This window comes from Compostimonas suwonensis, assembly GCF_002797855.1.
Lineage (GTDB): Bacteria > Actinomycetota > Actinomycetes > Actinomycetales > Microbacteriaceae > Compostimonas > Compostimonas suwonensis.
Genome location: NZ_PGFB01000002.1, coordinates 427,646 through 451,512, shown reverse-complemented (window position 1 = coordinate 451,512; position 23,867 = coordinate 427,646). Strand labels below are relative to the sequence as shown.

26 protein-coding genes, 1 tRNA gene and 1 pseudogene are annotated in these 23,867 nt (G+C 69.4%); 15 read left to right on the top strand and 13 right to left on the bottom strand.

Translation table 11 applies throughout. The annotated features are described in order from the left end of the window. The first annotated feature begins 12 nt into the window (after positions 1-12). The 3 genes and pseudogenes from CLV54_RS05925 (at position 13) to CLV54_RS05915 (ending at position 734) form a co-directional block, all read left to right on the top strand. The gene (locus CLV54_RS05925; protein ID WP_100344013.1) at positions 13-231 is read left to right on the top strand and encodes an SCO4848 family membrane protein; all 219 of its coding nucleotides are present in this window, start codon (positions 13-15) and stop codon (positions 229-231) included. Between the two features lie 54 nt (positions 232-285). After that, a pseudogene (locus tag CLV54_RS05920) lies at positions 286-576 on the top strand (thioredoxin family protein); the annotation flags it as partial. An 85-nt stretch (positions 577-661) separates the two neighbouring features. Then, positions 662-734, top strand: a tRNA-Arg gene (locus CLV54_RS05915). A gap of 131 nt (positions 735-865) precedes the next feature. On the opposite strand, the gene CLV54_RS05910 is transcribed toward CLV54_RS05915, so the two are convergent. After that, positions 866-1,504, bottom strand: a complete 639-nt coding sequence (locus CLV54_RS05910; RefSeq protein ID WP_100344011.1) for an NAD(P)H-dependent oxidoreductase — start codon at positions 1,502-1,504, stop codon at positions 866-868. An 81-nt stretch (positions 1,505-1,585) separates the two neighbouring features. On the opposite strand from CLV54_RS05910, the gene CLV54_RS05905 reads away from it, so the two are divergent. Beyond that, positions 1,586-2,059, top strand: a complete 474-nt coding sequence (locus CLV54_RS05905; protein ID WP_100344010.1) for a MarR family winged helix-turn-helix transcriptional regulator — start codon at positions 1,586-1,588, stop codon at positions 2,057-2,059. Between the two features lie 216 nt (positions 2,060-2,275). Next, positions 2,276-2,923: a hypothetical protein gene (locus CLV54_RS05900; protein WP_100344009.1), complete on the top strand. Its 648-nt coding sequence runs from the start codon at positions 2,276-2,278 to the stop codon at positions 2,921-2,923. Between the two features lie 140 nt (positions 2,924-3,063). Here the strand turns inward: CLV54_RS05900 and CLV54_RS05895 are convergent, their stop codons facing one another. Then, on the bottom strand, positions 3,064-3,600 hold the full coding sequence (locus CLV54_RS05895) for an SRPBCC domain-containing protein (RefSeq protein ID WP_100344008.1): 537 nt from the start codon (positions 3,598-3,600) through the stop codon (positions 3,064-3,066). A 133-nt stretch (positions 3,601-3,733) separates the two neighbouring features. Between CLV54_RS05895 and CLV54_RS05890 the strand changes: the two genes are divergently transcribed. Together CLV54_RS05890 and CLV54_RS05885 are read left to right on the top strand one after the other, a co-directional pair. Next, positions 3,734-4,150, top strand: coding sequence for a winged helix-turn-helix transcriptional regulator (locus CLV54_RS05890; RefSeq protein WP_100344007.1), 417 nt, complete (start codon positions 3,734-3,736; stop codon positions 4,148-4,150). Positions 4,151-4,190: 40 nt separating this feature from the next. Continuing rightward, positions 4,191-5,411 carry an alpha/beta fold hydrolase gene (locus tag CLV54_RS05885; protein WP_170061957.1) on the top strand — a complete coding sequence of 407 codons (1,221 nt, stop codon included), beginning with the start codon at positions 4,191-4,193 and terminating at the stop codon, positions 5,409-5,411. 133 nt (positions 5,412-5,544) lie between these two features. Here the strand turns inward: CLV54_RS05885 and phoA are convergent, their stop codons facing one another. Together phoA and CLV54_RS05875 are read right to left on the bottom strand one after the other, a co-directional pair. Next, the gene (gene phoA, locus CLV54_RS05880) at positions 5,545-7,443 is read right to left on the bottom strand and encodes an alkaline phosphatase (protein ID WP_170061956.1); all 1,899 of its coding nucleotides are present in this window, start codon (positions 7,441-7,443) and stop codon (positions 5,545-5,547) included. Positions 7,444-7,634: 191 nt separating this feature from the next. Next, positions 7,635-8,849: a cation:proton antiporter gene (locus CLV54_RS05875; RefSeq protein ID WP_245861406.1), complete on the bottom strand. Its 1,215-nt coding sequence runs from the start codon at positions 8,847-8,849 to the stop codon at positions 7,635-7,637. A gap of 118 nt (positions 8,850-8,967) precedes the next feature. On the opposite strand from CLV54_RS05875, the gene nadE reads away from it, so the two are divergent. Further along, positions 8,968-9,810 carry an ammonia-dependent NAD(+) synthetase gene (gene nadE / locus CLV54_RS05870; protein ID WP_100344005.1) on the top strand — a complete coding sequence of 281 codons (843 nt, stop codon included), beginning with the start codon at positions 8,968-8,970 and terminating at the stop codon, positions 9,808-9,810. A gap of 4 nt (positions 9,811-9,814) precedes the next feature. On the opposite strand, the gene CLV54_RS05865 is transcribed toward nadE, so the two are convergent. From CLV54_RS05865 to CLV54_RS05855, 3 genes are all read right to left on the bottom strand, one after another. Next, positions 9,815-10,555 carry a hypothetical protein gene (locus tag CLV54_RS05865; RefSeq protein WP_211294459.1) on the bottom strand — a complete coding sequence of 247 codons (741 nt, stop codon included), beginning with the start codon at positions 10,553-10,555 and terminating at the stop codon, positions 9,815-9,817. A gap of 99 nt (positions 10,556-10,654) precedes the next feature. Beyond that, entirely contained in the window at positions 10,655-10,912 is a 258-nt protein-coding gene (locus CLV54_RS05860) for a hypothetical protein (protein ID WP_100344004.1), read from the bottom strand. 206 nt (positions 10,913-11,118) lie between these two features. Further along, on the bottom strand, positions 11,119-12,123 hold the full coding sequence (locus CLV54_RS05855; RefSeq protein WP_100344003.1) for an aldo/keto reductase: 1,005 nt from the start codon (positions 12,121-12,123) through the stop codon (positions 11,119-11,121). A gap of 270 nt (positions 12,124-12,393) precedes the next feature. Here CLV54_RS05855 and CLV54_RS05850 point away from each other — a divergent pair, with 270 nt between their 5' ends. The 4 genes from CLV54_RS05850 (at position 12,394) to CLV54_RS05835 (ending at position 15,802) form a co-directional block, all read left to right on the top strand. Next, on the top strand, positions 12,394-12,984 hold the full coding sequence (locus tag CLV54_RS05850; RefSeq protein ID WP_100344002.1) for a single-stranded DNA-binding protein: 591 nt from the start codon (positions 12,394-12,396) through the stop codon (positions 12,982-12,984). A gap of 172 nt (positions 12,985-13,156) precedes the next feature. Next, positions 13,157-13,618, top strand: coding sequence for a DUF6993 domain-containing protein (locus tag CLV54_RS05845; protein WP_100344001.1), 462 nt, complete (start codon positions 13,157-13,159; stop codon positions 13,616-13,618). 5 nt (positions 13,619-13,623) lie between these two features. Then, positions 13,624-15,306 carry an energy-dependent translational throttle protein EttA gene (ettA, locus tag CLV54_RS05840; protein WP_100344000.1) on the top strand — a complete coding sequence of 561 codons (1,683 nt, stop codon included), beginning with the start codon at positions 13,624-13,626 and terminating at the stop codon, positions 15,304-15,306. 4 nt (positions 15,307-15,310) lie between these two features. After that, a complete protein-coding gene (locus CLV54_RS05835; RefSeq protein WP_100343999.1) occupies positions 15,311-15,802 on the top strand; it encodes an acyl-CoA thioesterase in 492 nt (163 codons plus the stop codon). A gap of 55 nt (positions 15,803-15,857) precedes the next feature. On the opposite strand, the gene CLV54_RS05830 is transcribed toward CLV54_RS05835, so the two are convergent. Then, a complete protein-coding gene (locus tag CLV54_RS05830; RefSeq protein WP_100343998.1) occupies positions 15,858-16,739 on the bottom strand; it encodes an acyl-CoA thioesterase in 882 nt (293 codons plus the stop codon). Between the two features lie 86 nt (positions 16,740-16,825). Here CLV54_RS05830 and CLV54_RS05825 point away from each other — a divergent pair, with 86 nt between their 5' ends. Then, positions 16,826-17,560: a DUF8185 domain-containing protein gene (locus tag CLV54_RS05825; protein ID WP_100343997.1), complete on the top strand. Its 735-nt coding sequence runs from the start codon at positions 16,826-16,828 to the stop codon at positions 17,558-17,560. A 91-nt stretch (positions 17,561-17,651) separates the two neighbouring features. Here CLV54_RS05825 and CLV54_RS05820 read toward each other — a convergent pair whose 3' ends face one another. From CLV54_RS05820 to CLV54_RS05810, 3 genes are all read right to left on the bottom strand, one after another. Next, on the bottom strand, positions 17,652-19,304 hold the full coding sequence (locus CLV54_RS05820; RefSeq protein ID WP_100343996.1) for an FAD-binding dehydrogenase: 1,653 nt from the start codon (positions 19,302-19,304) through the stop codon (positions 17,652-17,654). A 67-nt stretch (positions 19,305-19,371) separates the two neighbouring features. Then, the gene (locus CLV54_RS05815; RefSeq protein WP_100343995.1) at positions 19,372-19,881 is read right to left on the bottom strand and encodes a globin; all 510 of its coding nucleotides are present in this window, start codon (positions 19,879-19,881) and stop codon (positions 19,372-19,374) included. Further along, positions 19,881-20,894, bottom strand: coding sequence for a mechanosensitive ion channel family protein (locus CLV54_RS05810; RefSeq protein ID WP_100343994.1), 1,014 nt, complete (start codon positions 20,892-20,894; stop codon positions 19,881-19,883). The genes CLV54_RS05815 and CLV54_RS05810 overlap by 1 nt, the downstream gene beginning before the upstream one ends. 77 nt (positions 20,895-20,971) lie before the next feature. Here CLV54_RS05810 and CLV54_RS05805 point away from each other — a divergent pair, with 77 nt between their 5' ends. Then, positions 20,972-21,298 (top strand): PadR family transcriptional regulator, encoded by a 327-nt coding sequence (locus CLV54_RS05805; protein ID WP_100343993.1) that lies wholly within the window; start codon positions 20,972-20,974, stop codon positions 21,296-21,298. Next, a complete protein-coding gene (locus tag CLV54_RS05800) occupies positions 21,295-22,443 on the top strand; it encodes a hypothetical protein (RefSeq protein WP_100343992.1) in 1,149 nt (382 codons plus the stop codon). The genes CLV54_RS05805 and CLV54_RS05800 overlap by 4 nt, the downstream gene beginning before the upstream one ends. Before the next feature lie 13 nt (positions 22,444-22,456). Here the strand turns inward: CLV54_RS05800 and CLV54_RS05795 are convergent, their stop codons facing one another. Together CLV54_RS05795 and CLV54_RS05790 are read right to left on the bottom strand one after the other, a co-directional pair. Next, a complete protein-coding gene (locus CLV54_RS05795; protein WP_170061955.1) occupies positions 22,457-23,428 on the bottom strand; it encodes a hypothetical protein in 972 nt (323 codons plus the stop codon). A gap of 1 nt (position 23,429) precedes the next feature. Beyond that, the gene (locus CLV54_RS05790; protein ID WP_100343990.1) at positions 23,430-23,774 is read right to left on the bottom strand and encodes a PadR family transcriptional regulator; all 345 of its coding nucleotides are present in this window, start codon (positions 23,772-23,774) and stop codon (positions 23,430-23,432) included. Positions 23,775-23,867: the final 93 nt, after the last annotated feature.

Below are 23,867 nucleotides of genomic sequence, written 5' to 3'. Positions count from 1 at the left end.
ACACTAGAGCGGATGCTTACGACACTTGCGATTCTCCTCCTCGTCAACGCGGTCTGGAATTTTCTGGTCTGGCCGCAGTTCTACAGAAGAGTCAACAAAGACGACCGAGCACGGGATGCCGCGGGCAAGCCCACACGCTTCCTGATCGTGCATGCGGTGCTCATCGGGGTCTCGCTGCTGATCGCGGTCGTGTCCGTGGTCATCGCCGTGATCGCCCTCGTCACGGCCTGAGCCGCAGCGCCGCTCGCCGGTGCTCAGCACCGTCCGAGCGTCACTGGCAGCCAGGTCACCAGCGTCATCCGACAGGAGCAGCAAATGGAACTCGTGTTCTACTCGTCCTCGTTCTGCGAGCCGTGCATGCTCACGCGTGCGGTTCTCGCCGAGGCCGAACGCCTCGTGCCGTCGGCGGTGGTGCGTGAGCTCGATGTGGCCGCGCACAACGACGAGGCGGCGGCACACGGCATCCGCTCGACGCCCACGGTGATCGTGCAGGATGCCGCGGGCACCGAGGTCTTCCGGGCCGAAGGCGTGCCCTCGCTCGATCAGGTGCTCGTGGCGGCCGCGAAGGCGCTCTAGGCGGAGATCGCCCGAATGGCGCGTCGCCGTATCGCGACGACAGCACTCGGGGCCGTGCGGGGTGCTGCGGTATCGTTGAAGCCTCGCCCCCGTAGCTCAGCGGATAGAGCAGGAGCCTTCTAATCTCTTGGCCGCAGGTTCGATTCCTGCCGGGGGCACCGACAGGTGGCGGTCGGGAGTGGCTCTCGTGGTGCTTCTCATCTCTTGGCCGCAGGTTCGATTCCTGCCGGGGGCACCGACACGTGGCGGTCGGGAGCAGCTCTCGTGGTGCTTCTCATCGCACTCCCGATCAGGAGCGCGGACCGGTCAGGGTGCTGAAGTGTGTCTCGGTCTCGTCGATCATCTGCTGGCGCTGCTGCGGGGTCTTGGCGGTGACACTGGCGTAGTTGCGCCAGTTCAGGTTCTTGACTCCGATCTTGCCGAACGTGCCTTTGAACAGGATCTTGGTGACGGGGTCGCCGAACCACCAGCGGTACGCAGCGTGGGGAGTGGTCATGACGGTGAGGGCGGTGACGCCGTGGAGGCGGGTCATGAGATTTCGGAAGGGGTTGCCTTTCGCCTCGGTGAGTTCCTCGAAGTGGATGCCTTTGGCGACGACCTTGTCGAGGAAGCCCTTGGTCATCGCAGGCATCGCCTCCCACCAGATCGGGAACGCGAACACGAGGTGGTCGGCCTCCAAAAGCCGTTGTTGGTACTCGAGCGTGAGGGGATCGACCGCAGTGCGCTGTCGCCATGCGAGTAGATCGTCCCGGGTCATGACCGGGTTGAAGCCGTCTGCCGCGAGATCGACAACATCGACCTGGTGTCCGGCACGCTCGCCGCCGCGAATCGTCGCGGCCGCGAGGGCGGCGGTGAGGCTTCGTTGATGGGGGATGTTCTCCGCCGAGGCGAGCGTGTAGGGGTGGTCGAGCACGAGCATGATGCGCATGACAATTCCTTCTATTGGTTGATTGAGCAACCGTTGCATATCAAACCGTAGCTTGTCAAACGCTCTGCTAGTCTGGAGTCCATGTCGGCAACCGAATGGGACAAGACCGCGACCTTATGGTTTCTGGTGCGGCAGGCCGCGGCACGGATGGACCGAGCTGGGGACGCGCTCTATCGGCAGGAGCTTGGTGTCTCACTCGCCCAGTTCCTCGTGCTCAGCGTCGTGGACGCCCATCCCGGACCGCTCAACCAGCAGGCCATCGCCGATCGCCTTGGACTGACTAAGGGCACCGTCAGCCGGCAGATCGAACTCGCCGTCGAGTCTGGCCGGATGACCGTCGAGACCGCCGTGCACTCTCGTCGTGAGCACGCCGTTCGCCTCACGTCCGAGGGGGCTGCTCTGGTCCGCAAGGGTGACGCCGTGCTGGCGAAGAGTCTGGAGTCCGACATGCCTGCCTTCGTCCCCGATGAGCTCGCGGCGACGCTCCGCACGCTCAGTGCGCTCAATGCCTCCATGGGGGGCCCGCCCAGTCCGGAGTGGGGCGCACAGCAGTGAGGGTGATCGGGTGGCGGAGGAGAGGGCACGACGAGGGCCGGAATCACCCAAGCCTGTATTGCGGCGGAGGATCGGCTCCTCGCCGCCGCCGAGCAGCCGGCTGTCCCGCGCTCGACCTGGCCGCCGTGGAGACATCCGGGGCCGGCGACAGTCGACATTCAGTGATCTGTCAACTCTTGGTTGACGAATCACGGAACGTGTCATAGCGTTGACGACATGAGCGCACCCCAGCCTCCGCGTGACGCGACGCTCACTCAGCTGGCGTCGGCTGTGGACAGCGGAACAATCACCGAATCAGACGATGTGGTTGCATTGATCCGGTGCGCGGATGAGCTGGCCAAGCGCTCGCAGACCCGATTGCATGAGCTGGTAGCGGCGGCGCGGGGGCGCGGCGTCTCCTGGCAGTCGATTGGTGAAGGTCTCGGGGTGAGCCGTCAAGCGACCTTCAAGCGGTTCAACGGTCACATGCCCGAGGGCAACGAAACCCGGTCCGCCATCGATCTCATCGAGCGGGCCACCGACGTCTTCCGCAGTCTCGAAGCCGGCGATTTCGAGGCGATCCGGGTGCGTATGACCTACACGTGCTCGCGCGTGCTGACCAAACGAAAGCTGTTGACGGTGTGGGAAGAAGTCACAACGGCGAGCGGTCGGCTCCAGGCCTGTGTGGACTCGACCGTGCAGACCCCGGACGGGCGCAGCACCCTGGAGAAGGCGGCGAACCGGCACCTGCTCGGCGGGGCTGTTGTGCAGACGACTCTGCAGCACGACGCGGGCGAGTGGATCGGACGTGTCGCCTTCAACGGCTCGGGGAGGATCACAGGCATCCTCATCGCGCCGATCGCCTCGCAGAACCTGCCGTTCTAGCGCTCAGACCGATACCGCGATACGCCGCTCTCGAGGCAGAGGAAGCCGATGGCGTTCCTCAGCGAGGCGGGGCGTCCGGCACTCCCCGTCGCTCGGTCGCGCAGAGGCGATCGACACGATTGCTGGTTGGAACCGTCCTCTCAGGAGCCGGCCTGCAGCGCCGCGCCGAGGCCGTTGAGCCGCAGCGCCGTGCCACCGCGCAGGTGCGGGAGATCGGCGCTGCCGTCGCCGGTGCGGGTCAGGAACGCGACCTGCTCGGTCCAGGTCAGGGTACTGCCGTCGCCGTCGTCGGCGATGAGGACGGTGACCAGCGAGACCCACCGCGGCACGTCGTCGACGATCGACTCATAGCTGAACACGATCCGCCGATCCGCGACGATGTCGAGATAGCGGGACCGGTAGGCGAGCTCCTCCGGATCGGCATCCGGCAGGGGGAAAGTGCTGTGCGCGTTCTCTCCGCCGCCGACGCGGAACTCGTGCCGGTAACTCGCTCCCGTGCCGGGCAGTCGGAACCAGCGCCGTCGTATCCGCTCGTCCGCGAATGCGGCGAACACGGACGCAGGCGGTGCGTCCAGAGCTCGGGTGATGACGAAGGTGTCGTGCCGGACGTCGAGGGCTGGATGCCCGGGATGCCCGGTGTACGGGCTGCCGCTCGTCGGTGTGCTCGGTGCGGGCATGTCGTCTCCGATCTCGGCGGCTTCGCCGCGCGGCTCAATTGTTACTATCGGTAGGAAACGTGAGGCAGGCGATCATTCTTCCGCCGCCGCATACGCACTTTCACGTCAGCAACGCACCGGGAAGGATGCGAGCATGGGCACCCAGCTTCGAGCCGAGCTGACCGAGCGAGGGATCGCGCCGGACTGCGCAGACACCATCGTGGTGGTCCGCGACGTGCTCGCCCGGGTCGGTGACAAGTGGACGATGCTCATCGTGGCTGCCCTGTCGGAGGGTCCGAGGCGCTTCACGACCCTGCACGCGAGTGTGCCGGGCATCTCGCAGCGTATGCTCGGCCACACCCTCCGGGCACTCGTCCGGGACGGGCTCCTCACCCGTGCCGCCTATGCCGAGGTGCCGCCGCGGGTCGAGTACGAGCTCACCGACCTCGGCCGTTCCCTGGCACGTGCGGTGGATCAGCTCGTCGGATGGGTCACGCAGAACCAGGACGCGATCGTCGGCAACCGCGCCGGCTTCGACGCCGAGCAGTCGACCGTCACCCGACCGCGATGAGGCGGTGCACGGGGGGAGCCGTCGTGCCGGTGCTCGGCGGATGAGAGACGGAACGGCGGATCGGGCCTCCCGGTCGAGGGTGCGTCGATGGATCGCGATCGGCGCCGCCGTGCTGCTCGCGATCGTGGGAGCCGTCGTCGCCGTCGAGGCCGTGCGCGTCGCGGGAGACGCGGAGGAGCGACCGGGGCTCGCCCGGTTCTACGAGCAGCCGGATGACGCCGCGAACGGCGCCCCGGGCACACTGGTCAGGAGCGAGGAGCTGGCGGGCACCCCGGCCGAGTCGCGGGCCTGGCGGATCATGTACCGGTCCACGGATCTGAACGGCGCTCCGATCGTCGTGACCGGGATCGTGGTGGTGCCGCTCGGCCCGGCGCCGGCGAGCGGGCGCACCGTGCTGGCCTGGGGTCATCCCACGACGGGCACGGACCCCTCGTGCGCGCCGTCGCGGGCGTTCGACCCCTTCATCGGCATCGAGGGCCTGCGGATGATGCTCGACCGCGGCTACACCGTCGTCGCCACCGACTATGCGGGCATGGGCACGACCGGCCCGAACTCCTACCTCGTCGGCGAGACCGCGGCGCACACGGTGATCGACGCCGTCCGGGCCGCCCAGCGGATACCCGATGCGCAGGCGGGGGATCGTGTTGTGCTGTGGGGGCACTCGCAGGGTGGCCAGGCGGTTCTCTTCGCGGCCGAGAACGCGCCGGACTATGCGCCGGAGCTCGACATCGTGGCCGTGGCCGCCGCCGCGCCGGCCGCCGATCTGACGGCGCTCATGGGCTCGCATCTCGATGACATCTCGGGCGTCACCATCGGCTCCTACGCCTTTCCCGCCTTCGCCTCGGTGTACGGCCCCTCGACGCCCGGTGCGGAGCTCGGCGGCATCCTCACCTCGGCCGCTGTCGCCCAGGTGCCCGAGATGAACCGGCTCTGCCTCCTGACCCACCTCGATCAGCTCCACACCATCGGGCAGCCGCTGGTCGGCGACTTCTTCCTGCACGATCCCACGACGACGGAGCCCTGGACCACCCTGTTGGCGGCGAACTCGGCCGGTCGCACGAGGTTCGAGGCGCCTCTGTTCATCGCCCAGGGCGCCGATGACGAGCTCGTGCTGCCGGCCGACACCGAGGACTTCATCGCGCACGAGCGGCAGCTCGGAGTCGACGTCAGTTACACCTCGGTTCCGCTCGCGACCCACGCGACGATCGCCTACCTCGCGCTCCCCGCCCTCGAGGCCTGGCTCGACGCCCACGCCCGCTGAGGTCCGCGGTCTGAGGCTGTGATCTGCGCCTGTGGCCCGTGGCTCGCGCAGGGTGGAATGGGCGAACCCGCAGCAGTCGCGGCATCCGGGACTCGGTGACGCGATCGCTGCGGGTTCGCCGCATTCGGGCTGACTAGCCCTGGGTGTGACCCTGGCGACGGCGGCGGATGACGAGCACCGCGGCGCCCCCGGCCACCAGGAGCGCGGCGAGGGCGACGAACGGGCCGACGATCGCACCGGTCGAGGCGAGGCCGCTCAGGCCGCCACCGGCCGTGCTGGAGCCGCCACCGGCGCCCGTCGCGGGCGTCTCGCTCGAGCCGGGGGTCGGGTTGCCGTCGGCTGTCACGGTGAACGTCGTCGTGACGACGGCGCCGCTCTGGGTTCCCGTGAGGGTGACCGTGTGCTCGCCGAGCTCGCTCGGCGCCGCTGTCGTGAGAGCGACGGTGCCGTCGATGACGTCCGTCTTCGTGATCTCGATCGGCTCGGACTCGATGGTGCCCGTCACCTGACGGTCGCCCGCGAGGCCCTCGGCCGTGATCTCGAGGTCGGCGCCCGGCGCGACCGTCGTGTCGGCGAGCTCGATCGTGGCTCCGGCGCTGAGCGCGGCCGTGTCGCGGTCGAGTTCGAGGGCGTTCGCCATCGTGAAGAAGTTGTCCGACTGATCGGTGAGGCCGACCACGTTCGCTCCGCCCGGGCCGTAAGCGGCGATACGGAGCTGGCTGCCCGTGTGCTGCTGCGAGCCGCCGGCCGGCGAGGTGCCGTAGGAGACCTTCATCGGGGTGCCGTCGTGGGTCGTGAGCGCGATGCTGAGGCCGGGCGTTACGCTGTCGACGATCTGGCTCGTGTGCGCGTGGTCCGCGGTCACGATGACGAGGGTGTTGCCGTCGGCCTCCGCGAACGCGAGAGCGGACTGCACGGCCTCGTCGAGATCGAGCGTCTCGCCGATCTGGCCGCACGCGTTCGCCTCATGGTCCTGCTTGTCGATGCTCGCGCCCTCGACCTGCAGGAAGAAGCCCTTCTCGTCGTCCGAGTCGAGCAGCGAGATCGCCTTGTCGGTCATGGCCTTGAGCGACAGGTTCTCCGGCAGGCGGTCGGGGTTGGCCGCGCAGGTGACGGGCGGCAGGTCCGCGCCGCCGATGGTCGCCTCGTGCTCGGCGTAGCGCACCGGGAAGTTGCCCGGGGTGAAGAGGCCCAGGACCGGGGCGCTCTGGTCGGCCGACTCGACGGCCGCGAGCTCGTCGCCGTCGGCGATCACCTGGTATCCGCGGTCCTCGGCCTGCTCGAAGAGGGTCTCGCCCTGCCAGGGGCCGGCCTTGGCCGACTGCTGGAAGCTCGCCGAGCCGCCGCCGAGGGTGATGTCGGGGCGGGTGTCGAGCAGCTGCTCGCTGATCGAGCCGAGACCGCCCTTGTCGAGGGCGTCGTCGCCGCACTGGGTCACCGAGTCGGGGCCGTAGCAGCTGCGTGCGTTGACGTGCGCGACCTGCACGGCGGGGGTGGCATCCTGGATCTCGGAGGTCGTGACGTTGCCCGTGCGCAGGCCGTTGGCCTTCGCGATCTCGATGAGGGTCTGCTGCGGGTTGCCGTCGATGTCGACGGACACGCCGTTGTCGAAGCTCTTCGTGCCGGTCGCCCAGGCGGAGCCGGTCGCGGCGGAATCCGGCACGTAGTCGGGCTTGCCCTTGTTCACGCCGTCCCGGTAGAGCGAGTAGGTCGTGTACTGGCCGGTGAGGGGCAGCGCGTCGATGCCGGGCAGCTCGCCCGCGGCGCCGTAGGCGTAGTTGCGCGCGACCGTGATCTCGCTGTCGCCCATGCCGTCGCCGATGAGCAGGATGACGTTCTTGGCAGGGCCGTCGACGATCGAGGCCCGCAGCGCAGCGGTCATGTCATCGTGGTCATTGCGGGTCGCCCCGCCGTTGTCCGAGACGTCCGCGAAAGCGGCCATCGGTGTCGCGACGGTGAACGCGGCGAGTGCGATCGTGCCGGCGACGAGGGCGGCCGCGCGTCGAGCGCGGGAGTGAGAACGTTCAATCATGAGGTGGATGCTCCTGAGTGTCGTATGACGCCACCGAACGATGGCGATTCATACGAAAGTCATATGAAGCCAACGCGGCATGAACGAGGCACTACAGCGGGGTAAACATTTGTGCCTCGTATGGGTGCCACAGAGGCGAAGGGCCTCGGCACGGGCGCGGGCAGCATCGCTGGGCTCGGTCTCCGCCGGGTTCAGCCCTCGTCGGGCACGGCGACATCGGCGTCGGGCTCGCGCACCCCGCCGTCTGCGGAACGTCGACGCTGCCACAGGCCGAGCAGCGGGAACAGGAGCACCGAGAGCATTCCGGCGCCCACGAGCGCCGAAGCTGTGCTCGCCTGCAGATCTCCCGTGTCGACTCCGATCGCGGTGACGGCGACGATGATGGGCAGGCCGGTGGCGCCGAAGAGGCCGAGCGCCCGACGATCGGCGCCTGTCGCACCCGGTGGCGCCGCGAAAGCGCTCGGGATGCCGCGCACCACGAGCAGCAGCACGAGGAAGACGGGCAGCAGGATGAGCGCTCGTGTGCTCCCCAGCAGGGCGTCGAGATCGAAGGTCACCCCCGTGTAGACGAAGAAGATGGGCACGAGGAAACCGAAGCCGACCGCCTCGATCTTCGTCTCGACGAACTCGTAGTCCTCGGCGTCGGCCCCCGAGAGCAGCAGTTTGTAGAGCACTCCGGCCGCGAAGGCGCCGAGCAGCATGTCGAGTCCGAGCACGATGCTGAGGGCCACGAGCGCTGCGAGGATGAGGATCACGAGGCGCACGGCGAACTGCGCGCTCGTGTGCAGCGTGGATGCGATCACCCGGTGCATCGTGCGGTGGTGGCCGCGCGCAGCGATCCACACGCCCGCGCCCGCGATCACGGCGAAGCCGAGCAGCACGAGCGTCGCGTGCAGCGGAGTACGACCGCTCAGGAACAGCGAGATCGCGATGAGCGGGCCGAACTCGCCGACGGCGCCGACCGCGGTGACCGCGCGCCCGAACGGCGTCTTCAGCTCGCCCGCATCGCGCAGCACCGGCATGATCGTGCCGAGGGCCGTCGAGGTCAAGGCGATGCCGATGAAGACACCCGCGGCGAGCGACGGCGCGAGCAGGATGCCGGCGAGCACACCGACCGCGAGCGACACGAGCCAGCCCAGCCCCGCGCGCTTCAGCGGCCGGCCAGCGATCGAGGCGAAATCGATCTCGTTGCCGGCGAGGAAGAACAGCATCGCGAGGCCGAAGTTCGCGAGGGTCTCGGTGAACGCCGTCTCGCTCACCCAGCCGAGGACGGCGGGGCCGAGCAGCACGCCCAGCACGATCTCGAAGACGACGAGCGGGATCTTGACGAAGCGGCCGATCGACGAGGCGAGGAGCGGCGCGACGACGGCGATCGCGGGTATCACCACAAGGCTGCTGAGGTCCACGGGTCTCTCCTTCGTCGGAGCTCGTCGGCGGGCTTCCCGCGATGATAGCGGGCAGCGGGCGGGCAGCCCGGCAGCCCCACGTGACACCGGCGAAACATGCTCGGAGTATGGTGCTTTTATGCGCGACATCCAGTCTCAGATCATCGAAACGCTCAACGTGCGGCCCACGATCGACCCGGCCTCCGAGATCCGCGCGCGGGTGGACTTCCTCAAGCAGTACGTGGTCGTGAGCGGAGCCACCGGCTTCGTTCTGGGCATCAGCGGAGGGCAGGACTCCTCATTGGCCGGGCGGCTCTGCCAGCTCGCCGTCGAGGAGCTGCGAGCCGACGGCGTGGAGGCGCACTTCGCGGCCGTGCGGCTGCCGTACGGCGTGCAGCACGACGAAGACGACGCGCAGCTGGCCCTCGGCTTCATCGCGCCCGACGAGTCGATCACCTTCAACATCAAACGAGGCGTCGACGGTGTGGACGACGAGTTCCGCGACAGCGTCGGGCCGCTCTCCGATTTCACCAAGGGCAACGCGAAGGCCCGCCTGCGTATGGTGGCGCAGTACGCGATCGCGGGGGAGCGCGGCGCGCTCGTCGTAGGCACCGACCACGCCGCCGAGGCCGTCACCGGCTTCTTCACGAAGTTCGGCGACGGCGGGGCCGACATCCTGCCGCTGAGCGGTCTCACGAAGAGACAGGGCAAAGCCCTGCTGCAGCAGCTCGGCGCGCCCGAGCGCCTCTACCTCAAGGCACCCACGGCCGATCTGCTCGACGAGCTGCCCGGGCAGACGGATGAGGCCAATCTGGGCTTGAGCTACCAGGTCATCGACGACTACCTCGAGGGCGAAGACGTCGACGAGGCGCACGCGCTCGAGCTCGAACGCCGTTACGCGTCGACGGAGCACAAACGTCAGGCGCCCGTGTCGAGGTTCGATCAGTGGTGGCGCAGCGACGCCAATCGCTGGACTCCGTAGTCGGCTACGGCCGGGTCTGACCCGGGGCCTCCAGGCCGGTCGGCTTCGCGTTGGGGTACGCGGGAACCGGTGCCGGAACGGGGGCCGAGTTCTCGATCGCGGCCACGTCGTTGATGAGCTGCTGCGTGGCGGTGTCCGGGGCGGCGGCCGGTCGAGTGGGGGCGGATGCCGCGGGCGGCGTGTACTGCTGATGATGCTGCTGCGCGACCCACGCGTCCTGCTGCTCGAGCAGGGTGCGCTCGACTGGGGAGGTCTCGTAGGTCCAGGCCGTGAGATCGGCCTGGAACGCCTTGCGGGCGCGCGACGGCCTCTCCTGCCAGTCGACGAGACGGTCGCGGAACTCTGCGATCGCCGGTTCGAGCTGGTAGCCGAAGGTCGCCGAGTTGCGCTTCATCACGGCGAGCTGGTGGGCTGCCCAGTCGGCGGTGATCGCGGAACCGCGGATCGGCAGAAGGCGGACGTGGATGTCGGCCTGCCCGACGGCGCGGTCGGCGAGCACCTGCTCCTGCGGGGTGAGGGAGTTCCACACCGAGGCCTCGGTGGCGGCATCCACGAGCGCGGCGATGGCCGCGGACTTGTGCTCCGCATCGCGCTGGGCGAGCACCCGACGGGTCGCGCCGCGGGCGATCCATCCACCGAGAAGTCCGGAGACGAGGATGGAGACGAAGATGACGGCGGAGCCGAAGAGCACCGGCCGCGCGCCGCTCGATAAGAACCAGTCAACGAAATCATTCCACCACTGCATGTGCCGCACTCTACCCGCGGCGTCCCCGGAATCGGCGCCGATTCGCCGCAGTGTCGTAGAGCCGATCCTCGGGCCGTCTCGCCGAGGAGCGATGCGGGCTCATCCGTGGTCGAAGCAGGCCAGCGCGTCGTCGATGCTCCAGAACAGCCCGAGCTCGATCGTCGTGCCCGGGATGCTCGAGGCGCGCCGTGCCGCGAACCGCTCGCCGCGGGGGTCGCTCGTGCTCTGCACGTGGCCGAGTACTGCACCGCTCGACGTCGTGACCCGCCACAGGCCCGTCGTGACGGGAACCGCCGTGCTGCGGATGAGAGCCGCGCCACGGCCGGCCATGACGGTGGGGATGGTGTGCGTGTTCATGTCTTCTCCTCTCGCGACGCCGGCCCGTCGATCGCTTCGTTCGCCTGAAGACTACGGCGGGCCGCCGACATCGCGGGTCGGCGAGAGGAAGCACGGGGAAGAAGGCCGTGGTGCGGAACCTGGGGAGGAGAGGACGGCCGCCCCGAAGAGGCGGCGATGCCCCGGCCGTCGTGTTCGAGCCGGGGTGCGGTGGGCGGCCAGCGGGGCTAGAAGGCCGTGCCGTGCACGGCGAGGGGCTCGAGCGCCGAGATCTCGTCCGCCGTGAGCGCGGGGGCCCGAAGCGCTCCCACGTTCTGCTCGAGCTGGCGCACGCTGCTCGCGCCGATGAGCGCCGAGGTCACCCCGCTCTGACGCAGCACCCAGCTCAGGGCGAGCTGGGCGAGAGTCTGGCCGCGGCCCTGCGCGAACTCGTCGAGCGCTCGGGCGCGCGCGAGATACTCCTGCCCGATGCGGTCCTCCGGCAGGAAGCGGCTCGTCGCCGCCCGCGAGTCCGACGGGATGTCGCCCGAGAGGTAGCGGTCGGTGAGCAGTCCCTGAGCGAGCGGGGAGAAGACGATGCTCCCGGCCCCGACCTCCTCGAGCACGGGGAACAGCCCCTCTTCGATGTGGCGGTCGAACATGCTGTAGCGCGGCTGGTGGATGAGCAGCGGCACTCCTTCGGCGGCGAGGGCCGCTGCGGCGGCGCGCGTCTGCTCGGGATCGTAGTTCGAGATCCCGGCGTAGAGGGCCTTGCCCTGGCGCACGGCGGTCGCGAGCGCGCCCATCGTCTCCTCGATGGGCGTCTGCGGGTCGGGCCGGTGGGAGTAGAAGATGTCGACGTAGTCGATGCCCATACGGCCGAGGCTCTGATCGAGCGAGGCGAGCATGCTCTTGCGGGAGCCCCATTCGCCGTAGGGGCCGGGCCACATCAGGTAGCCGGCCTTCGACGAGATGATGAGCTCGTCGCGGTAGGGGCGGAAGTCGTCGGCGAAGATCCGGCCGAAGGTCGCCTCCGCGGAGCCCGGAGGCGGGCCGTAGTTGTTCGCGAGGTCGAAGTGGGTGATCCCGAGGTCGAAGGCCCTGCGGAGGATCGCGCGCTGGGTGTCGAGCGGGCGGTCGAATCCGAAGTTGTGCCAGAGGCCCAGCGAGAGGGCGGGGAGCATGACCCCGCTGCGTCCCGAGCGCCGGTAGCGCATGCTGTCGTAACGGTCGTCCGCGGCCTCGAAGCTCATGGCTCAACTCTAGGGGAATCGTCGGCGCCGCCCGGGGCGGGTCGGTCCGGGCCTCCGCCGCGCGAGGTGCGACCGCACGACTCGCCCTGCACAGGGGCAGGGGATCCGGCATCCATCACCACATCGCGATACGAGCTCCGGATGCCGGCCACCGGCGCCGCAGAATTCTTGAGCGCCGCCCGGGGTGGACGTTGCTGGCACGAGTGCTCACCCCGGTCGGTGCGTCCGTCGCCATCCGCGGCGGCGCGAATCCACGAGGGAGAACACACCATGACCGACACGATGACGCTCACGGGCGTCGTGGCAACCACACCGCGTCACATCGTCACGAGCGCAGGGCTCGCCATCACGAGCTTCCGGCTCGCGTCCACGCAACGCAGATTCGATCGCTCCTCGAACCGCTGGGTCGACGGCGACACCAACTGGTACACCGTCACGAGCTTCCGCCAGCTCGCCTTCAACGCGGCGACCTCGGTCGACAAGGGCGACAGGATCGTGGCGGTGGGCAAGCTGCGGATCCGCGACTGGCAGGCGCCCGAGCGCTCCGGCACCACCGTCGAGCTCGAGGCCGAGACGATCGGCCACGACCTGCTCTGGGGTACCACGAGCGTCACGCGCACGATCGCGTCGAGCCCGGTGGTCTCGGCGGCCTCGGCGGTGCAGGCACCGCGCTCGGATGAGGGCGAGCAGCCGCAGACGGAGGCCGACGAGCAGCGGGGCGGCCGGGAGCCGGGCGCACGCGACGACGGAGCACGAGGAGACGGAGACGGCCACGATGACGGAGGCCGGGAGCACGACGGAGATCGCGACCCGCGCTACCGGCAGGAGCTGGCCGACGGCGACGTTCCGGTACCGTTCTAGAGCAACTTCACAGCCCGATACGGCACCGTAGACTCGATTCGGCGTGCGCGCTTCGCGAGCGCTGGGAGGGATGCGGTGAATGTCGAGGCGTGCTGAGCAGTGGGTTGCCCAGATCGAGGACGGAACGCGGGGGAATCGTGAGGGCCGAAGCGGCTCGGCGCGAACCCGCGCGATGGCAACCGTCGTGGTGGCCGCGGCGCTCACCATCGGTCTCGCGGCCTGCACCCCGCCCGACACGACCCCGAGCCCGACCGAGACCCAGACCGACTCCGCTGCGCCGAGCGAGACGCCGGCACCGCAGCCCGTCTTCCTGCCCGACCTCGGTGCGACGGAGAACCTGCCGTTCTTCGACCTCGTGAACAACGGGGTCGTCGCCGCCGACGCGAACGCCAAGGGCCCCGCCTTCATCGACGCGCTCGCCGCCGCGGGGTTCACCAAAGCCGACATGGAGGTCACCTTCGACACGACCTCCGTCAATCTCGACGCCGACTCCGTGCAGTTCGCCGTGCGCTTCAAAGGGGAGTGCCTCGTGGGGCAGTACGGCCCGGCGAGCGGGGGGTACCACAGCATGGTCGCGCACATGCTCGCGACGAACACGTGCCTCGTGGGCCAGACCCGCCAAATAGACTGGTAAGCAATATGGCCGAATACATCTATTCCATGGTCCGCGCCCGCAAAGCGGTGGGCGACAAACTGATCCTCGACGACGTCACGATGGCGTTCCTCCCGGGCGCCAAGATCGGCGTCGTGGGTCCCAACGGCGCCGGAAAGTCCACGATCCTCAAGATCATGGCCGGGCTCGACACCCCGAGCAACGGCGAGGCGAAGCTCTCGCCTGGCTACAGCGTCGGCATCCTCATGCAGGAGCCCGAGCTCGACGAGACGAAGACCGTGCTCGAGAACGTCGAGGAGGGCGTCGGACCGATCAAGGCGAAGCTCGACCGCTTCAACGCGATCTCGGCCGAGCTCGCCGACCCCGACGCCGACTACGACACACTGCTCGCCGAGATGGGCACCCTCCAGGAGGAGATCGACGCCGCCGACGCGTGGGATCTCGACTCGCAGCTCGAGCAGGCGATGGACGCCCTGCGCACGCCGCCGGGCGACGCGACGGTCTCGACCCTCTCCGGTGGAGAGAAGCGCCGTGTCGCGCTCTGCAAGCTCCTGCTGCAGAAGCCCGATCTGCTGCTGCTCGACGAGCCCACCAACCACCTCGACGCCGAGAGCGTGCTCTGGCTCGAGCAGCACCTGGCCAAGTACCCCGGCGCCGTGCTGGCCGTGACACACGACCGGTACTTCCTCGACCACGTCGCGGAATGGATCGCCGAGGTCGACCGCGGCCACCTCTACCCCTACGAGGGCAACTACTCGACCTACCTCGAGAAGAAGCAGGAACGGCTTCAGGTCCAGGGCAAAAAAGACCAGAAGCTGGCCAAGCGCCTCGCGAGCGAGCTCGAGTGGGTCCGCTCCAACGCGAAGGGCCGCCAGGCCAAGTCGAAGGCCCGCCTCGCCCGCTACGAGGAGATGGCGACGGAGGCCGAGCGCACCCGCAAGCTCGACTTCGAGGAGATCGTGATCCCTGTGGGCCCCCGCCTCGGCTCGCAGGTGATCGATGCGAAGAACCTGCACAAGGGCTTCGGCGAGCGAGTCCTCATCGACGGCCTGAGCTTCACGCTTCCGCGCAATGGCATCGTCGGCGTGATCGGCCCGAACGGCGTGGGAAAGACGACGCTGTTCAAGACGATCGTGGGGCTCGAGCCGCTCGACTCCGGTGACCTCAAGATCGGCGAGACGGTCGACATCTCCTACGTCGACCAGTCGCGCGGCGGCATCGACCCCAACAAGAACCTCTGGGAGGTCGTCTCCGACGGCCAGGACTACATCCAGGTGGGCAAGACCGAGATCCCCTCGCGCGCCTACGTCTCCCAGTTCGGCTTCAAGGGCCCCGATCAGCAGAAGAAGGCCGGCGTGCTGTCGGGTGGTGAGCGCAACCGCCTCAACCTCGCGCTCACGCTCAAGCAGGGCGGCAACCTGCTGCTGCTCGACGAGCCGACCAACGACCTCGACGTCGAGACCCTCGGCAGCCTCGAGAACGCGCTCCTCGAGTTCCCCGGCTGCGCTGTGGTCATCACACACGACCGGTGGTTCCTCGACAGGATCGCGACCCACATCCTCGCGTATGAGGGCACCGACGAGAACCCGGCCAACTGGCACTGGTTCGAGGGCAACTTCGAGGCGTACGAGGAGAACAAGATCGAACGCCTCGGCCCGGATGCCGCCAAGCCCCACCGCTCGGCCTACCGGAAGCTCACGAGGGACTGAACCCGTGCGTCTGAACGTTCCGATCCAGCTGCGCTGGTCGGATTTCGATGCCTACGGGCACGTCAACAACGCCGAGATGCTGCGCCTCTTCGAAGAGGCGCGCATCCACGCGTTCTGGCTGACCGACGACCAGAACCCGAGCAGCGATCCGCTCGGCGGGCCGGTCACCACCCGGGTGCTCGACGGGCGGCCGGGAGCGGCGACGCTCACGCTCATCGCGCGCCAGGAGATCGAGTACCTCGCACCCGTGCCCTACATGCGGCAGCCGATCGACGTGCAGCTGTGGATCGGCCGGCTGGGCGGTGCGAGCCTCGAGGTCTGCTACGAGGTCTTCTCGCCGGCGGGAACCGCGAGCCCGGTGATGTACGCGCGCGCAGCCACGACGATCGTGCTCGTGGATGCCGCGACCGCACGGCCCCGCCGCATCAACGACGCCGAGCGCGCGGCCTGGGAGCCCTACCTCGAGGCACCGGTCGAGTTCTCCCAGCGGCGCTGAGCAGCGAGCGCTCCCGGGGTGCAGAGCGCTCCCGGAATGCAGAGCGCTCCCGGGATTACTCCCTGCGGCCGCCCAGGGGAACCCGAACCATGCCCTCCTGGGCGACGCTCGCGAGAAGCCTGCCCGAACGGTCGAAGATCCGCCCGAGCGCGAGACCGCGGCCGCCCGTGGCGCTCGGCGACTCCTGCACGTAGAGCATCCACTCGTCGACCCGGCCGAAACGGTGCCACCACATCGCGTGGTCGAGGCTCGCGGCCTTCAGATCCGGCGTCGACCAGGCGATACCGTGGCGGCGGAAGATCGACTCGAGGATCGAGTAGTCGCTCGCGTAGGCGAGGGCCGCCCTGTGCAGGTTCGGGTCGTCCGGCAGTTCGCCGATCGTCTTGATCCAGACGGCCTGATGAGCGACGTGCTCACCGTCGACCCGCAGGAAGATGGGCGAGGGCACGTGCCTCATGTCGAAGGGCCGCTCGGTCGCCCAGTACCGGGCGACGGGATGGTCGACGCCTTCGAGGGTCTCGAGCGGGCTCGGCAGCGACTCCGGGTCGGGCAGATCCGCGGGCATCTCGACCTGGTGCTCGAGCCCCTCGTCGACGTCTTGGAACGAGGCGATCATCGAGAGGATCGGCAGTCCGTTCTGGTAGGCCTGCGTGCGCCGCGTCGAGAACGAGCGGCCGTCGTGGATCCTGTCGACGCCGAAGGTGATCGGCTTCGTGACATCGCCCGGGCGCAGGAAGTAGGCGTGCATCGAGTGCACGATGCGATCGTCGGGCACCGTGCGCATCGCGGCCACGCAGGACTGCGCGAGCACCTGGCCGCCGAAGACGCGGCCCAGCGGCATCCACTGCGACGGCCCCGTGAAGATGTCCTCGCTCGTCTGCGCGCCGGTGTCGGTGAGGTCGAGTGCGGCCAGCAGATTGGCCAAGGGCTCGTTCATCGGATGCCTCCCACGTCGTCGCCCGCGTCATTGCGGTCGGGCGAAAGGTGATGTCGAGCGCCCGCATTAGGTAGTTTAGACACCAGATGAGTACCTCATTTTCTCTCGTGGATTCCCTCGCGCTCGGCGACCTGCAGGTGTACCTGTCGCGCGCCGGGCGCATCGAGGACGGCTCGGTGCGACTGATCGCCGGATCGGGTGTTCTCGCCGCCTACTCCGCCGTGCTCTACCCGCGCGGCCTCCTCGACTCGACGCCCACCGTTCTGGGCCTGCGCACCTTCGCGCTCGCGCAGAGCGCCGACTTCGACGCCGTGGTGCCGATGCGCTCGCTCTTCGACCGTCTCGCCCGGCTGGAGGCGTCGGTGCAGACCGTGTCGGCTCAGACGACCCCGGCCCCGGATGCCGCGACCCGGGATGCCGCGGCTGCCGGTTCCGGGCCCGTCGTCGTGCAGCTCCCGCACGAGGTCAGCACTGTGACGTGGGCGGGCATCTCGCCGCCGAAGGGCGGCTGGCACCCTGTGGGCGAGATCGCGTCATCCGTTCTCGACTCGGTCGCCCGCGAGAGCATCGACGAGGTCGCGGCCGCCGTTCCCACGGGAACGGGCGAGCAGCTCGTGCAGCGGGTGCGCGCCGAGGTGTGGGGTCGGCCGATCCCGGGCTTCGAGTACGTTCCGGCCGGCGCGGCCTTCTCGCACCTGAGCCTCGGCTTCCTCTCGCCCGACGAACCGGTCAAGCTCTACGAGACCGGCCCCTGGACCCGGCTCACCACCGTGAGAGGCCACACCCTCGTGCGCCGCAAGGCCTGGACGCTCCGTCCCTAGCGGCCCGCGTTCGTCGAGATGACGCGAACCGGTGCTCCCGGCGCCGAAAAGCGCCTGCGGGGACCGGCTCCCGTCAGCTCGGCGACACCGCTCAGCCGCGAGCGACCGCCCGGCCGGCCTGACGGCCGGAGAAGAGGCATCCGCCCAGGAAGGTGCCCTCGAGCGATCGGTAGCCGTGCATGCCGCCGCCGCCGAAGCCCGAGGCCTCGCCTGCCGCGAAGAGCCCCGGGATCGGACGGCCGTCGGCGCCGAGAGCGCGCCCGTCGAGGTCGGTCTCGATGCCGCCGAGCGACTTGCGGGTGAGGATGTGCAGCTTGACGGCGATGAGCGGCCCGGCCTTCGGGTCGAGCAGCTTGTGCGGGCTCGCCACCCGGATGAGCTTGTCGCCGCGGTAGTGCCGCGCCCCCCGGATCGCGGTGACCTGGGCGTCTTTCGTGAAGTCGTTGTCGAACTCGCGGTCGCGCGCGAGCACCTCGAGCTCGACCCTCGCATCGTCGAGGACACCGGGCTCGGAGAGCCTCTGCATGCCCTCGACGAGCTCGGCGAGGGTGTCGGCGACCACGAAGTCGACGCCGTTGCGTTTGAAGGCCTCGATCGGCCCGGGCGCTCCCGGGCCGACGCGCTGGGCGAGCAGCCGAAGGTCTTTGCCGGTCAGGTCGGGGTTCTGCTCGCTGCCCGAGAGCGCGAACTCCTTCTCGATGATCTTCTGGGTGAGCACGAACCAGCTGTGGTCGTGGCCCGTGCCGAGGATGTGCTCGAGGGTGCCGAGGGTGTCGAAGCCGGGGAACAGGGGAGCGGGCAGGCGCCTGCCGGTCGCATCGAGCCACAGCGACGACGGCCCGGGCAGGATGCGGATGCCGTGCGCCTTCCAGACCGGATCCCAGTTGGTGATGCCCTCGGTGTAGTGCCACATCCTGTCGCCGTTGATGACCCGCGCCCCGGCCGCGCCGGCGACCGCCAGCATGCGCCCGTCGACGTGCTCGGGCACTCCGGAGAGCAGCTCGTGCGGCGCCGGGCCGAGACGCTCGGGCCACATCTCGCGCACGAGCTCGTGGTTGCCGCCGATGCCTCCGCTCGTGACGATCACCGCGGGCGCCCGCAGCTCGAAGTCGCCGACGACCTCCCGCGAGCTCGCCTCGCCTCGGGCGGCCGGGCTTGCCTCGAGGATGTCGCCCCGGACGCCCGTGACGGCCCCGCCGTCGACGAGCAGCTCCGTGACCCGGTGGCGGTGCAGAACCGTCGCGAGACCGGCTCGTACGCCCTCCTCGAGCCGCTGCAGGAAGGGTGCGAGCACCCCGGGACCCGTGCCCCAGGTGATGTGGAAGCGGGGAACCGAGTTGCCGTGGGCGGTCGCCGTGTAGCCGCCGCGCTCCGCCCAGCCGACGACGGGGAAGAACCGCACGCCCTTCTCGTGCAGCCATGCGCGTTTCTCGCCGGCCGCGAAATGCAGGTACGCCTCCGCCCAGCGGCGGGGCCAGGCATCCTCGTCGCGGTCGAAGCCGGCGCTCGCGAACCAGTCCTGCTGTGCGAGCTCGACGGAGTCCGTGACGCCCATGCGGCGCTGCTCGGGGGAGTCGATGAGGAAGAGGCCGCCGAACGACCACCAGGCCTGGCCGCCCAGGGACGCCGCGGGCTCCTGCTCCACGATCGTCACACGCCGCCCGGCGTCGATGAGCTCGCACGCGGCCACGAGGCCGGCGAGGCCTGCGCCGACGACGAGGGCGTCGGGGGAGGGAAGCGCCATGGTGACTCCTTCGTCTGAACCGGCACGTCGAGTGGTGACACCACCCTAACGAACCGTCAGTCGCGGGTCACTCGTCGAAGGTGTTGACCATCGCGTGGGCCGCGCGCTCGAGATAGCTCCAGAGCGTCTCCTCCTGCAGAGGGGGCAGCTCGAGCGAGTCGACGGCCCGCCGCATGTGGGCGAGCCATCGGTCGCGCGCCTCGGGGTTGACCCGGAACGGCATGTGGCGCATCCGCAGACGCGGGTGGCCGCGCTGCTCGCTGTAGGTGCCGGGGCCGCCCCAGTACTGCTCGAGGAACATCGTGAGCCGCTCGGCGGCGGGGCCGAGGTCTTCCTCCGGGTACATCTCGACGAGCACCGGGTCGTGTGCGACGCCCCGGTAGAACTCGGCGACGAGTCTCTCGAAGGTCGCCCGCCCGCCCACCTGCTCGTAGAAGGTGTCGCCCACGGCCGGGCCGTTGAGCCCCGAGCGCAGGTGCAGCCCGCTCGCGACGCCGCCCGCGGGCTGGGGCTCGTTCCCGGCGGGTGGTTGGCTCCCGGTGCGGGGTTCGTCGTCCGGTGTTCTCGCGTCTGTCATCACTCGGCCTCCGGTTTTCTGGGCGTGCGGGGCGCCCGGCGGGGTGCCTTGTTCTCGACGACCGAGACGGGCTTGGTGCGCGGCGGCTTCGAGCCGCGCACGCTCGCCGCGCCCTCGTATCCGCTCAGCACGATGCTGTTGAGGGCCGGCAGCTGCACGCCCATGTCGTCGAGGGACTTCTTGATGCGCATCCGCAGCTCTCGTGCGACCTCGTCTTTGGCGGTCGTGCGGGTCTTGATGACGAGACGGATGACGAGGGCCTCGGCCGAGATCGACTCGAGCCCCCAGATCTCGGGCTTCTCGAGCACCGTCGAGCGCCACTTGGGAGAGCTTGCGAGCTCGCCCGCCGTCTTGAGCAGCTTCGCCTCGACCTCTTCGACGTCGGTCTCGTAGGGCACCGCGAGATCGATGATGACCCGGGCCCAGCCCTGCGACATGTTGCCGACCCGCAGGATCTCGCCGTTGCGCACGAACCAGAGCGTGCCGTTGACGTCGCGCACCTGGGTGATGCGGATCCCGACCGCCTCGACGACGCCCGTCGCGGGCCCGACGTCGACGACGTCGCCGACCCCGAGCTGGTCTTCGATCACCATAAAGAGTCCGTTGAGCACGTCTTTCACGATGTTCTGCGCGCCGAAGGCGAGCCCGGCCGCGATGACGCCGGCCGAGGCCACGAGCGCCGTGATCGAGACGCCGAGGGTGTCGAGCACCATGATGAGGGCGATCACGATGATCGTCCAGGTGATGACGTTGTTGAGCACGCTGCCGATCGTGCGTGTGCGCTGCACGACGCGAACGGCAGCGAGCGGGGAGGCCTGCAACGACTGGGTGTCGTCGACCCGCTGCGTCTTCTTGATGCCGGTGACGATCTGCGTGACCACGCGTTTGACGACGAAGTGCAGGATCCACCGGATGATCGCGGCGCCGACGAGGATGCCGAGGATCGCCAGGAGGTCGCCGCCGCGGTCGGCGAAGAACTGGCCGACCGAGGCCCAGAAGCTGTTCCAATCCATAGACCGGCCAGTTTATCCGTGCGTGCTGGGAGAGCCGTGCTCTTGCCCGGCTATCTCGATATAGCTAGATTTAGAGCATGCAGCCTCTCAGCCGGATCACGCCCGCGACCGTCGACGTCCTGCGCTGCCTGCTCGACGGGGGCGACGCCGACGGTGCGGTCTGGGGCCTGCAGATCGTCAAGGCCTCCTCGCGTCCGCCCGGCAGCGTCTACCCGATCCTCGAGAGGCTCGAGCGCTCGGGATGGGTGCACTCGGCCTGGGAGCGCGACGAGGGGCGCCCGGGGCCACGGCGCCGTCTCTACGAGCTGACAGGGCAGGGGGTGGAGGCAGCGCGCGAGGTCGTCTCTGCCTTCGACGCGCGGCGGGCGGCATCCGTCGTGCGGGGAACCGGGGTGACGGCATGAGCGGGCTGCCGGAGCGGGTCGTGGGCCTCGCCGCCCGCATCCTCCCGCCTTCCGTGCGCGAGCGGTATCGCGAGGAATGGCTCGCGGATGTCGCGGCAGCGCCCCAGCTCGGCGTGCGGCCCGGTGGCGTGGCCCTCGGCGCCCTGCTCTTCAGCGTGACGCTCGACCGCGACGCCCCGGAGATCAGCGGTGTTCCCCTGTCGGTGACGGTTCGGCGCCAGGCCCGCTGGGGGCTCGCCTTCGTCGCCGCGAGCGCCGTGCTCGCCATCGGCGGCTTCTTCGTGGGGGGTTACGACGCCGCCAGCAGGCCCACCTGGCCGCCCCTGTCGGTGTTCCTGGGCTTCGCGGGAGCCGCCGTGCCGTTCCTCGCGGCCGTGCTCGTGGTCGTGGGACTCGCCCAGTTCTGGAGGGCCGCGTGGAAGACCTCCCCGCTCACGAAGCTCACGGCGGCACTCGCCACCGCGGGCCTCGGCCTCGCCGTGCTGACGCCCGTCCTGCGCGAGACCTTCGGCCTCGTCGCGCTCGCGTCGCTGGCGCTGCTCCTGGCCGCCGGTGTGTTCGGCCTGATCGTGTGGACCGGGTCGCTCGCCGCGGCACCCGATCCGGGCGGTGCGCCACGCGCCGTCGCACACGACGAGCCGGCGGGCTCACGGCCTCTGCGCAGGCTCGTCCTGTGGCTCTCGAGTCTTGTGCTGTTCGGCCTCGTGGCCGTCGGAGGGCTCGACCTGATCGTCTGGGCACCGCTCGCGAGGGCGCCGGGATACGAGCTCGCCGACATCTACGCCGCGCTGAGCCCCGCCGACCGCATCGGTGGGCTCGCGGCGGCCTGGACCTGGGTCGGCTTCTGGTCGGCGGTCGTGCTCGTCTTCCTCGTGCTCGGGCTGGTGGGGATCGCCCGTGGTCGTTTTCCCGGCATCCGCTCGCTCTGCGCGGTGGCCCTGTTCCTGGCCGGCATGCTGGTCTTCTTCCAGTTCTGGGCGGGCTTCTCGTTGGGCATGAGCATCTCGGACAGACTCCCGCCCTACGAGGGAGGGGCCTCGCCGGTCGGCTACCTCTTCGCGCTCGTGGGCCAGCTGTCGCTCGCGAGCGCGTGCATCGTCACGGTGACCCCGTGGCGGCCCGCGCGGCAGCTCGCGACCACCTGAGCCGGGCTACCGGTCAGCCCCGTGGCGCGGTCGCCGGCGGACGGATCGCAGCGGGGCCCCGCCGAAGCGTCACGACGATGTCGATGACGACGAACACCGCGACGAGCGCGAGGCACAGCTTGGTGGTGCTGTCCGCGGCCTCCGTGGTGAAGATCGGGCCGGCGGCGATCCACCAGATCAGCAGCGCGAGCCAGCCGAGGTCGGCGAGCAGGGAGAGGCCGCGGGTGCGCCGGCTCCAGCGCCCGGCGATCAGCGCTGCCGTGAGAAGCGCGAAGCTGGCTGCCCACAGCAGAAGCACCCACGGTGCGCGCCAGGTCAGGAACCCGGGGTCGAAGGCGAAGGCGTCGAGCACCGGCTGCGGCAGGCCGGGCGCCCATGCGGCGAGCCACGGCAGTGCGATGAGCAGTGTCGCACCCGCCAGGCCGAAGGCGAGCGCGAGCACGATCCCGGTGCGACTGACGAGGTCGCGGTCGGTCACGCGCGGCGGCGTCCACGGCTTCGACTCACGACGTCGACGGCCGATCAGAGCGGCGATGAGGGTGAAGACGATCAGGATGCCGGGCCACCAGAACGAGCCGAGCCCCCAGCTCAGCCACCAGATGGTGAGCCGCCCCCACCATTCGGCCGCTCCGTACGCCCAGTCGTCGACTCGCGCCGGCTCGAGGAATGCGACGGGCAGGGTGATCGCCCATTGCAGAACGACGCCGCCCAGCGCGAGCCAGGCGAATTGCGGGGCGTCCGCCGGCCGGATGATCGTGAAGCCCGCCGGCCGGTAGCGGTCGGCGACATCCTGCGGGCGGCCGAAGGCGGTGAGCAGCTCCATGGTCATGGGAGCATCGGCGGGTCGCCCCGCGTCGGCCGCCCGGCCGGCGAGCTCCTCGTTCAACAGGGAGCGCAGCTCGAAACCCACGTCGTTGCGCTGCGCGCGCGGCAGGTGACGGATGACGTCGCCCACGTAACTCTCGATAACGGCTTGTGGTTGCATCTCAGCTCTTCCCGTCCAGTAGGCGATCCATGACCATCGTCAGCGAGCTCCAGGCCGTCGTGAGGTCTCGATAGACCTCGGCGCCCTGTGCGCTGAGCTGGTAGTAGCGCCGCGGGGGGCCGTCCTCGATCCGCCACTCGGAGGCGAGCAGCCCCTGGTTCTCGAGGCGACGCAACAGCGGGTAGAGGGTGCCCTCCTCGATGGGCATGCCGCTCTCGCCGAGCGCCTGGCGCAGCGAGTAGCCGTACTGCTGCGTCCGCAGCTGCGAGAGCACGGCGAGCACGAGCACTCCCTTGCGCAGATCCTGCTCGGCCTTCCGCCCCTGTTCGCTGCCTTGCCCTACCATGCCTCCTACACTACATAGCCACACACAGTAAGGCAATAAAAAAACGCGAGTAGACGCAAATCGGGGGTCAGAGGCCCGGAGGACCCCCGATTT

Excerpts from the sequence above, each read along its gene's own strand:
- CLV54_RS05925 (WP_100344013.1), top strand. The coding sequence starts at position 13 with ATGCTTACGACACTTGCGATTCTCCTCCTCGTCAACGCGGTCTGGAAT.
- CLV54_RS05910 (WP_100344011.1), bottom strand. The coding sequence starts at position 1,504 with ATGCGCATCATGCTCGTGCTCGACCACCCCTACACGCTCGCCTCGGCG.
- CLV54_RS05905 (WP_100344010.1), top strand. The coding sequence starts at position 1,586 with ATGTCGGCAACCGAATGGGACAAGACCGCGACCTTATGGTTTCTGGTG.
- CLV54_RS05900 (WP_100344009.1), top strand. The coding sequence starts at position 2,276 with ATGAGCGCACCCCAGCCTCCGCGTGACGCGACGCTCACTCAGCTGGCG.
- CLV54_RS05895 (WP_100344008.1), bottom strand. The coding sequence starts at position 3,600 with ATGCCCGCACCGAGCACACCGACGAGCGGCAGCCCGTACACCGGGCAT.
- CLV54_RS05890 (WP_100344007.1), top strand. The coding sequence starts at position 3,734 with ATGGGCACCCAGCTTCGAGCCGAGCTGACCGAGCGAGGGATCGCGCCG.
- CLV54_RS05885 (WP_170061957.1), top strand. The coding sequence starts at position 4,191 with ATGAGAGACGGAACGGCGGATCGGGCCTCCCGGTCGAGGGTGCGTCGA.
- phoA (WP_170061956.1), bottom strand. The coding sequence starts at position 7,443 with ATGATTGAACGTTCTCACTCCCGCGCTCGACGCGCGGCCGCCCTCGTC.
- nadE (WP_100344005.1), top strand. The coding sequence starts at position 8,968 with ATGCGCGACATCCAGTCTCAGATCATCGAAACGCTCAACGTGCGGCCC.
- CLV54_RS05865 (WP_211294459.1), bottom strand. The coding sequence starts at position 10,555 with ATGCAGTGGTGGAATGATTTCGTTGACTGGTTCTTATCGAGCGGCGCG.
- CLV54_RS05860 (WP_100344004.1), bottom strand. The coding sequence starts at position 10,912 with ATGAACACGCACACCATCCCCACCGTCATGGCCGGCCGTGGCGCGGCT.
- CLV54_RS05855 (WP_100344003.1), bottom strand. The coding sequence starts at position 12,123 with ATGAGCTTCGAGGCCGCGGACGACCGTTACGACAGCATGCGCTACCGG.
- CLV54_RS05850 (WP_100344002.1), top strand. The coding sequence starts at position 12,394 with ATGACCGACACGATGACGCTCACGGGCGTCGTGGCAACCACACCGCGT.
- CLV54_RS05845 (WP_100344001.1), top strand. The coding sequence starts at position 13,157 with ATGGCAACCGTCGTGGTGGCCGCGGCGCTCACCATCGGTCTCGCGGCC.
- ettA (WP_100344000.1), top strand. The coding sequence starts at position 13,624 with ATGGCCGAATACATCTATTCCATGGTCCGCGCCCGCAAAGCGGTGGGC.
- CLV54_RS05830 (WP_100343998.1), bottom strand. The coding sequence starts at position 16,739 with ATGAACGAGCCCTTGGCCAATCTGCTGGCCGCACTCGACCTCACCGAC.
- CLV54_RS05825 (WP_100343997.1), top strand. The coding sequence starts at position 16,826 with ATGAGTACCTCATTTTCTCTCGTGGATTCCCTCGCGCTCGGCGACCTG.
- CLV54_RS05820 (WP_100343996.1), bottom strand. The coding sequence starts at position 19,304 with ATGGCGCTTCCCTCCCCCGACGCCCTCGTCGTCGGCGCAGGCCTCGCC.
- CLV54_RS05815 (WP_100343995.1), bottom strand. The coding sequence starts at position 19,881 with ATGACAGACGCGAGAACACCGGACGACGAACCCCGCACCGGGAGCCAA.
- CLV54_RS05810 (WP_100343994.1), bottom strand. The coding sequence starts at position 20,894 with ATGGATTGGAACAGCTTCTGGGCCTCGGTCGGCCAGTTCTTCGCCGAC.
- CLV54_RS05805 (WP_100343993.1), top strand. The coding sequence starts at position 20,972 with ATGCAGCCTCTCAGCCGGATCACGCCCGCGACCGTCGACGTCCTGCGC.
- CLV54_RS05800 (WP_100343992.1), top strand. The coding sequence starts at position 21,295 with ATGAGCGGGCTGCCGGAGCGGGTCGTGGGCCTCGCCGCCCGCATCCTC.
- CLV54_RS05795 (WP_170061955.1), bottom strand. The coding sequence starts at position 23,428 with ATGCAACCACAAGCCGTTATCGAGAGTTACGTGGGCGACGTCATCCGT.
- CLV54_RS05790 (WP_100343990.1), bottom strand. The coding sequence starts at position 23,774 with ATGGTAGGGCAAGGCAGCGAACAGGGGCGGAAGGCCGAGCAGGATCTG.